This is a genomic window from Geminocystis sp. GBBB08, from assembly GCF_016743215.1.
In the GTDB taxonomy this organism is placed as follows: Bacteria; Cyanobacteriota; Cyanobacteriia; order Cyanobacteriales; family Cyanobacteriaceae; genus Geminocystis.
The window spans coordinates 1-7,777 of the sequence record NZ_VRZC01000174.1; the positions used below are offsets into that span (position 1 = coordinate 1).

At 32.5% G+C, this 7,777-nt stretch carries 7 protein-coding genes, 1 tRNA gene and 1 pseudogene; 6 read left to right on the forward strand and 3 right to left on the reverse strand.

The features are described 5' to 3' along the window. A pseudogene (locus tag FWJ34_RS16495) lies at positions 1-879 on the forward strand (FAD-binding protein); the annotation flags it as partial. Positions 880-1,232: 353 nt separating this feature from the next. Here FWJ34_RS16495 and FWJ34_RS16500 read toward each other — a convergent pair. Continuing rightward, on the reverse strand, positions 1,233-3,479 hold the full coding sequence (locus FWJ34_RS16500; protein WP_308256439.1) for a bifunctional (p)ppGpp synthetase/guanosine-3',5'-bis(diphosphate) 3'-pyrophosphohydrolase: 2,247 nt from the start codon (positions 3,477-3,479) through the stop codon (positions 1,233-1,235). Between the two features lie 239 nt (positions 3,480-3,718). Between FWJ34_RS16500 and patD the strand changes: the two genes are divergently transcribed. Then, positions 3,719-4,090, forward strand: coding sequence for a heterocyst frequency control protein PatD (gene patD / locus FWJ34_RS16505; RefSeq protein ID WP_308256440.1), 372 nt, complete (start codon positions 3,719-3,721; stop codon positions 4,088-4,090). Between the two features lie 50 nt (positions 4,091-4,140). On the opposite strand, the gene FWJ34_RS16510 is transcribed toward patD, so the two are convergent. Next, positions 4,141-4,533, reverse strand: a complete 393-nt coding sequence (locus FWJ34_RS16510) for a DUF4359 domain-containing protein (protein ID WP_308256441.1) — start codon at positions 4,531-4,533, stop codon at positions 4,141-4,143. Positions 4,534-4,599: 66 nt separating this feature from the next. Between FWJ34_RS16510 and FWJ34_RS16515 the strand changes: the two genes are divergently transcribed. Continuing rightward, positions 4,600-4,672 (forward strand) — tRNA-His (locus tag FWJ34_RS16515). A 23-nt stretch (positions 4,673-4,695) separates the two neighbouring features. Here the strand turns inward: FWJ34_RS16515 and FWJ34_RS16520 are convergent. Next, complete coding sequence (locus tag FWJ34_RS16520) at positions 4,696-5,955, reverse strand: ankyrin repeat domain-containing protein (protein ID WP_308256442.1); 1,260 nt, start codon at positions 5,953-5,955, stop codon at positions 4,696-4,698. Positions 5,956-6,133: 178 nt separating this feature from the next. On the opposite strand from FWJ34_RS16520, the gene rpsP reads away from it, so the two are divergent. From rpsP to FWJ34_RS16535, 3 genes are all read left to right on the forward strand, one after another. Then, complete coding sequence (rpsP, locus tag FWJ34_RS16525) at positions 6,134-6,382, forward strand: 30S ribosomal protein S16 (protein ID WP_066347123.1); 249 nt, start codon at positions 6,134-6,136, stop codon at positions 6,380-6,382. Next, positions 6,375-6,791 (forward strand): KH domain-containing protein, encoded by a 417-nt coding sequence (locus FWJ34_RS16530; RefSeq protein ID WP_308256443.1) that lies wholly within the window; start codon positions 6,375-6,377, stop codon positions 6,789-6,791. Before rpsP ends, FWJ34_RS16530 begins: the two co-directional genes overlap by 8 nt. 130 nt (positions 6,792-6,921) lie before the next feature. Further along, positions 6,922-7,482: a Uma2 family endonuclease gene (locus tag FWJ34_RS16535; RefSeq protein ID WP_308256444.1), complete on the forward strand. Its 561-nt coding sequence runs from the start codon at positions 6,922-6,924 to the stop codon at positions 7,480-7,482. Positions 7,483-7,777: the final 295 nt, after the last annotated feature.

The window sequence follows — 7,777 nt, forward strand, 5'->3', positions numbered from 1 at the left end:
AGTGGTGGCATTGGCTCAATAAATTATGGACAATTAAGAGATAGAGGAAACTTAAATAAAGTTAGAGTTATTACCTTAGAAAAAGAGCCAAGAATTATCGAATTAAAAGGAGATGAAACTCAACAAATTAACCATGCTTATGGTACAAATGGAATCATTACTCAAATAGAAATTCCCCTAGCACCTAGTTATCATTGGGTTGATGTTATCGTTACTTTTAATGACTTTATTTCTGCTTTAAAATTTGGACAAAATTTAGCTGATAGTGATGGCATTATCAAAAAATTAATTAGTCTTCATGCTAGTCCTATTTCTAGTTATTTTACCGCCCTTCAACCTTATCTTAATAATGGAGTAAATTGTGCTTTATTAACTATAGCTGAAAATTCTTTATTGGCTTTGCAAGAATTAGTCAAAAAATCTCAAGGAAAAATTACTTATCAACAAGATTTATCCAAGGATAATAAGATTAATTTAATCGAATTTACTTGGAATCATACCACTTTTCATGCTCGAAACATTGACGCAAATATAACTTATTTACAAACCTTCTTTTTCACTTTAGATAAAGTAGAAGAAATGTATCAATATTTTGGTGATGAAGTCATGATGCACATAGAATTTTTAAGAGTGGGAGGAAAAGCTATTCCGGCTGGTTTACAATTAGTAAAATTTACCACTGAAGAAAGATTAAATGAAATAATCAAATATCATGAAGAAAATGGTGCATTTATCGCTAATCCTCACACCTATATTTTAGAAGATGGTGGAAGAAAAAACATCGAACCTGAACAACTTAAATTTAAGAAAATGGTTGATCCTTATGGTTTAATGAATCAAGGAAAAATGAAAGGGTGGAATAATAGACTTGTTGCATAAGTCAGTCAATAAGCAACAGGCATCAGGGTAATAGGTAATGGGTAATGGGCAAATTTCTTCTTTCTAAATTCTAAATTCTTCTAAGGGGGGATAAAGGCAGGGCTGTTTCAAAGTAAGTTGGTTAAAATGTTGGGGTGTTAGGGTATTAGGGGATTAGGGGGATTTTTTACTTGTAGATTTTAAGTAATAATAAAAAATCTTGAAATAATCAATTAATCATAGTAAATTATCAAAACTCATTACTCATTACTCGTTACTCATTACTCCCTCTTAACCAAAAATTTTAGAATGAAACAGCCCTGGTGGATAAAGGGGGTATCCCTACCCTCACCACTCATACGATGAAGCAACCCCTAATTGATTCCAGAAACTTCACTAATACGGCGAATATTTAAAACATCACTCATGTTTTTGATTTGGTTAATTACATATTGAAACTGACTAGAATCTTGTATATCAATCGTCAAAGAAATTAAGGCTGGTTTCCCAAAATCCGTTTTCACCCCTGCATTACTTACGTTAATATTTTGATCAGTTAATCTTCCTAAAATGTCTCGTAAAATACCAACTCGATCGATGGTTTCAATGACAATATCCACAGGATAAGTAGCATTACGACTTTTACCATTACAAGGATTCCAACTCACAGGAATTAAACGCTCTCCAGGTATAGTACTTAAATTCGGGCAATCATGATGATGGATAGAAATACCTCGCACATTAGTAACAACACCGATGATATTTTCTCCGGGTAAAGGGCGACAACATCCAGCGATATGATACATTAAGCCTTCAATACCGCAAATAGGATATTTATTACCATTGATTTCTTTATAAGTTTTCGTAGCCGTAGTGGCTAAAGGAGTTTCTCCTAAAGTTAGGGGTTTAATTTCTGGTTGTTGTTGCTTATTTTCTTCCCGCAGACGGTTAATAACTTGCATACAAGTTACTTCACCATAACCCAATGAAGCTAATAAATCATCTACCTTGACAAAATTACATTTTTGTGCAACTTTCTGCATGGTATCGGATTTTAAGAGAGATTCTAAACCACTTTTACCTAATTCCTTCTCTAATAATTCCTTGCCTCTAGCTATATTTTCATCCCGATGAGATCGTTTATACCATTGACGAATCCGATTTTTAGCACTAGGAGTAACAACAAAATTTAACCAATCGAGACTAGGATGACTATTATTGCTAGTAATAATTTCTACTATATCACCATTTTTAATTGATTGATCTAGGGGACACCATTTACCATTAATTCTAGCACCTTTCATGTGATTGCCAACTTCACTGTGAATCCGATAGGCGAAATCTACTACCGTTGCACCTCTAGTTAAGGGGATAACTTCACCTTTAGGAGTAAATGCGTAAACATCATCATCAAATAAATTTTCTTTGAGGTTATCTACATATTCCTGTGCATCTTTTAAATCTTTTTGCCAATCTAATAATTGCCGTAACCAAGTGAATTTTTCTTCATCGCTAGATAAATGAGTATTATTGGAATTTCCGGCTTCCTTATATTTCCAATGTGCAGCGATACCAAATTCAGCAATATGGTGCATTTCTAGGGTACGAATTTGTATTTCTAAGGGTTTGCCATTAGAATTAACTACAGTGGTATGTAATGATTGATATAAATTAGGCTTCGGTAAACCAATATAATCTTTAAACCTATTGGGAATTGGACGAAAAGCATCATGAATTACTGCCAAAGTACGATAACACTCATCATTGGTATTGACAATCACTCTAACACCAGCTACGTCATAAATTTGATCAAATTCTTTGTTTTGACGTTCCATTTTATGATATATTCCGTACAAATGTTTTGGTCTTCCCTTGACTTCAACCGGTTTAATGTTAAGTTTTTCTAGCCCTTGATTAATAATATCAACAACGTTGTTTATTCTTGCTTCTCTGTCTTTTCTTCTTTCGGATACTAAACTTTTAATTTTATTGTAAGCGATAGGGTTAAGATATTTAAAAGATAAATCCTCCAACTCCCATTTAAAATGCCATATACCAAGACGATTGGCTAAAGGTGCAAAAATTTCTTTCGTTTCTTCTGCAATTAAAACCTGTTTTTCTGGAGATAAAAATTCTAGGGTACGCATATTGTGGAGTCTGTCAGCTAATTTTACCACAATTACTCGAATATCTTGAGCCATCGCCACAAACATTCGCCGAAAATTCTCTGCTTGTCTTTCGGTTTTACTAGAAAAATTATATTTAGATAGTTTCGTCACTGCTTCTACTAATTGACGCACATTAGCACCAAAAAGAGCTTCAATTTCATCAGGAGTAATATCAGTATCTTCTACCACATCATGTAAAAAACCGGCGGCAATCATTTCACTATCACCTCCTAAATCTCGTAATAATTCGGCAACAGCCACTGGATGGGCGATGTAAGGCTCACCAGATTTACGATATTGTCCTTGATGTAAAGTATTGGCAAAGTTAAAGGATCTACATATTAAACTATTATGAGAATCATTTTGGTCTCCTATTAAACAATTATTTAACCAATTAGGAATATGTAATTTTTTGATTGGTTTAGTTTCAGGTATAAGGGTAATTGTATTCATGATATTTAGGGGTAAAAAATAAATAGCTAAATTGAGTAGGATCAGTTATAATCTTGAACGGTTATGATCAAGTAGAAAATTACTAAAACTAAAATCACTCCTTTAGGAAACTGACAATTTTATTTCCATTTAAAAGAGAATTACCCCCGACTGTGATGCCTTCTTTCATTTACTCTCACAGTTAAGGGCTTGATATTAGTAAGAATTGGTTTCTTAAATTTTAACTCAATTTAACGGAAATGTTACCAAAATCACATCAAAAAGAGTTATTAAGTTGGCTAGATTTACTTCAAAATTTAGAAATATTGTTTTGTCAGGATAAAAATAACTCTATTATGGTTAAACAGAAATGGCAAAAAATTCAAGACTTTTTACAAACCATGATTATGACTCTTGATAGTAGTGATTTAGATATAACTCAACAATCTTTATTTCTATCTTGGCAAACGGAAACTTACCGTTATATTCGGCTTTTGCAAACTGATTTTTTATTTTATCAATCGGCTAAACAACTAACTACTAAAGAAAATCGTTATTTAATTATTCAACAAAAGTTAAAAAACGCTATAAATTTAACCAAAAATTACTTATTAGCTACAAATAACCAGTGATTTTTCAAGGAGATAATCAGTTTGTGTTTGAGTGTTTTTGAAAGATGTAATTACCGAGAGGAATTAAAACCAATTACAAAAAACTGATTTAAAAAACCAATGGTTTCAAAATTATAAATATAAAGATTTGTTTCATAAATACTAAATAGCACATAATTACGGTTTTTAGTAGTTTTTTCAATTAATTTCGGTAGTTGATTTTTTCCCGTTTCTAACATTAAATTACACACTTGACTTTTAATCGCTTCCTCGATGCTGCCTGATTTTGCCTGACAAACATTTTCTTTAGCGTATTTGATTAACTGTTGTGTGGCAAACTCCTCATACTTTTTTTGAGATGGATTAGTAAAAAATAATAAGATGCTACAAATTAACAATAAACTGCCTCCAATACTCAGAGTAATAGATAGAGGACTTTTTTGTTCCCCAGCTAATGGATTCATTAGGAAAAATTTTAATAATTAGTGGATCATTTTACTAAAATAGGTTATCATAGTCTAATGTACAAGGCGAGCGTAGCCAAGTGGTTAAGGCGGTGGTTTGTGGTACCATTATTCGTGGGTTCGAGCCCCATCGTTCGCCCTTTTTTAACTAATAATTGCTACCTAGAGATCCTTTAAAAATCTGGCAACTTCAGGATAGTTATTGTATTCAGCTAAACTACTGGCTGTGTAACCTTCATAATTTTTATGGTGAATATCAATATTTTTGGCTTTTAGTAATAATTTCACTCCTTCTAAATGTCCTCGATGTGCTGCCCACATTAATGCCGTGCCTCCTCCTCTATCTTCTAAATTAACATCGGCTTCTGCTTCCAATAAGTATGAGATTAATTCTAAATTATTGCGATCGCAAACTTTCATTAATACAGTTTTACCATCTCCGAGTCGAGTATCAGGATTTGCCCCAGCTTGGATTAAATAGATTGCTATTTTTTGCCAACCATTGACTATGGCTAAACCAAGAGGAGTTTCTTGTTGATTGTAAAAGTTAGGATTAGCTCCGTAGGCTAATAATAGTCTTACTATTTCGGTATAACCTTGTACGGTGGCAATCATGAGGGGTGAATCTCGATCTTGATTAATGATATTAACTCTAGCGCCTGCTTTTAATAATCGTTCTACGATGTCTAAATGACCTTCTAATACGGCTAAATGTAAAGAGCTATCCCCCACTATGTCTTGATCATTAACTCTAGCTCCTGCTTCTAATAACTTCTCTACAATAACTAAATTACCATGGGCGGAAGCCATCATCAAAGGTGTTACTCTGTCTCGATTTCCTTGATTAACATTAACTTTTTTTTCTAATAATAGATTAATGATGGTTAAATTATCAGTGTCAATGGCGATACCCAATGCACCATCGTCAAGATATAAATTAGCACCATAATCGATTAAAAGTCGAACTACTGCCTTATGATTATATTTAATGGCTAAATAAAGGGCATAATCTCCATCTAAATCTTGATGATTCACATCAGCATTATTTTTTAACAACATTTTGACAATAGACGTATATCCTTTATAACTAGCAATCATCAGGGCTGAAGTTTCATCGTCATTGGTAAGATTAACGTCTGCACCATGATTAATTAAAATTTCACAAATTAAAGTATAGTTTCCTGCACAAGCAAACATCAATGGTGTCATTAAATGAGGTAAACTTTGAAAGTTCACTTGCGCTTGAGCGTTAATCAGTATTGTAACAACTTCTATATATTGATGTTTTACCGCATAAATGAGAGATTGATTTTTTTCTTCTTGGCTGATAGTGTTAAACTCAGATTGTGATTCTAATATGTTTCTGAGTTGATGGGGATTGTTCCAGATGACGGCTGGAGGTAAATTGACTTGATGATTCATAATTTTATTTTTGGTAAAGACAACCAAAGATATTGAGAGTAAAATTTTGTCATTCAAATTAATGATTAAACAAGTGACTTAGCAATTGCGGTCAAATTTGAGTATCATAGTATAGGTTAATTAAATCTTAACTCAAGAAGTCGAATTGAAAATTAATTAGAAAATTAATTAAAATAATATGGTTAAATTACGTTTAAAACGATTAGGAAAAAAAAGAGAAGTTAGTTATCGTATTGTAGCGATGAATAGTCGTGATCGTCGAGATGGAAAAGCTTTAGAGGAATTAGGTTTTTATAATCCCCGAAGTGATGAAACTAGATTAAATGTTCCTGCTATTGTTACCAGACTAAAACAAGGCGCTCAACCTACTGAGACTGTTCGCCGTATTTTAGACAAAGCTAAGGTATTTGAACAAGTAAATGCTTAATAGTGAACCAAACCTCAAGATAAATAGTAACTTGAAGCCTGATTATGACGGGTTAGTACGTTTTTTAATTGAACCTTTACTCGAATCCCCTGAATTGTTTAGCTTTGATTGTGAGCAAATTCTTAGTACCAAAAGAGTTTGGATTCGTCTAGCTTTTGAGGAAAATGAGAAAGGAAAAGTATATGGTAGAGGTGGCCGTAATATTCAAGCTGTGCGAACAGTATTACAAACGGCTGCACAAGTTGCTGGTGATACTCTTTATTTGGAAATTTATGAAGATCAAGAACGTTCAAATTTGAGGCGACAAAGACCTCCATTGCGTCCATCTGTACCCCCTAAATCTTTTGGTGATGATGTTTCTCGTCCTCCCATTAGAAGACGTTCTCCGGTTATTAAACCTCAATTTTAGCTTTAATGTTGAATTGACATTTACCCGTTATAATTTTTGATTTAACGGGGAATTTTTGATTCACTGGTACTTAATTAGACAATCTCCTTGGTATATTAAAAACAGAAAACCTTTGATGAAATAACCAGATATGACAGCGTTAAGATTACCTACTCTAAAATTTTCTATTGAAGATTATCATCAAATGATCAATTTTGGTATTTTAAAAGAAGATTACCCCATTGAGTTAATTAAAGGAGAAATCGTTGAAATGTCACCGGTGGGATTTAAACACGCTTCTTGTGTGAAAAAATTAAATTCTTTATTTGCTGAAAAATTAGGGGATAAAGTTATTATAGGGGTACAAGATCCCATTAAATTAAATAATAATTCTGAGCCACAACCTGATATAGTTTTACTCAAACCTAGGGAAGATTTTTATGCTTTTAACCATCCCACGGCTGATGATATTTTTTTATTAATAGAAGTAGCTGATAGTAGTATTGACTACGATCGCAATGTTAAATTACCCCTTTATGCGGAAAGTAAAATTAAAGAAGTATGGTTAATTGACTTAAATCAAAACTTTTTAGAAGTATATCAAAATCCCCAAGAAAATTATTATCAAAATATCCAAAAACTTTCCCCTAAAAATACTGTTAATTTGAATAATCCTAGTACAATAAAAATTGATCTTGATAAATTATTTTAAGAAAAAAAAGATTGCTGATCTTAGGTATGATGTAAATAAAATAGTTTTGCGTCTTTGTGACGAAAGGGAAAAATAATCATAAAACTAATTTCACTAATGTTAAAATCAATGATTATCACTTTTTACACTCTTCCCTCTTCCCTTATCCGCTACCACCTCATTTCGATACAATAATATTGGGTTTAGGAAGGTTTCAGGTATCTGGTAGCAGGTTTCGCACTTTAAGTGCGCTCGAACATTGATTAGTCAATCAAAGGATTGAAAAGAAAAAAATCAATTTATTTACTCTTTTTAT

What these genes read in the sequence shown, in the direction of transcription:
- rpsP (WP_066347123.1), top strand. Translation starts at nt 6,134, where the DNA reads ATGGTTAAATTACGTTTAAAACGATTAGGAAAAAAAAGAGAAGTTAGT.
- FWJ34_RS16510 (WP_308256441.1), bottom strand. Translation starts at nt 4,533, where the DNA reads ATGAATCCATTAGCTGGGGAACAAAAAAGTCCTCTATCTATTACTCTG.
- FWJ34_RS16530 (WP_308256443.1), top strand. Translation starts at nt 6,375, where the DNA reads ATGCTTAATAGTGAACCAAACCTCAAGATAAATAGTAACTTGAAGCCT.
- FWJ34_RS16535 (WP_308256444.1), top strand. Translation starts at nt 6,922, where the DNA reads ATGACAGCGTTAAGATTACCTACTCTAAAATTTTCTATTGAAGATTAT.
- FWJ34_RS16520 (WP_308256442.1), bottom strand. Translation starts at nt 5,955, where the DNA reads ATGAATCATCAAGTCAATTTACCTCCAGCCGTCATCTGGAACAATCCC.
- FWJ34_RS16500 (WP_308256439.1), bottom strand. Translation starts at nt 3,479, where the DNA reads ATGAATACAATTACCCTTATACCTGAAACTAAACCAATCAAAAAATTA.
- patD (WP_308256440.1), top strand. Translation starts at nt 3,719, where the DNA reads ATGTTACCAAAATCACATCAAAAAGAGTTATTAAGTTGGCTAGATTTA.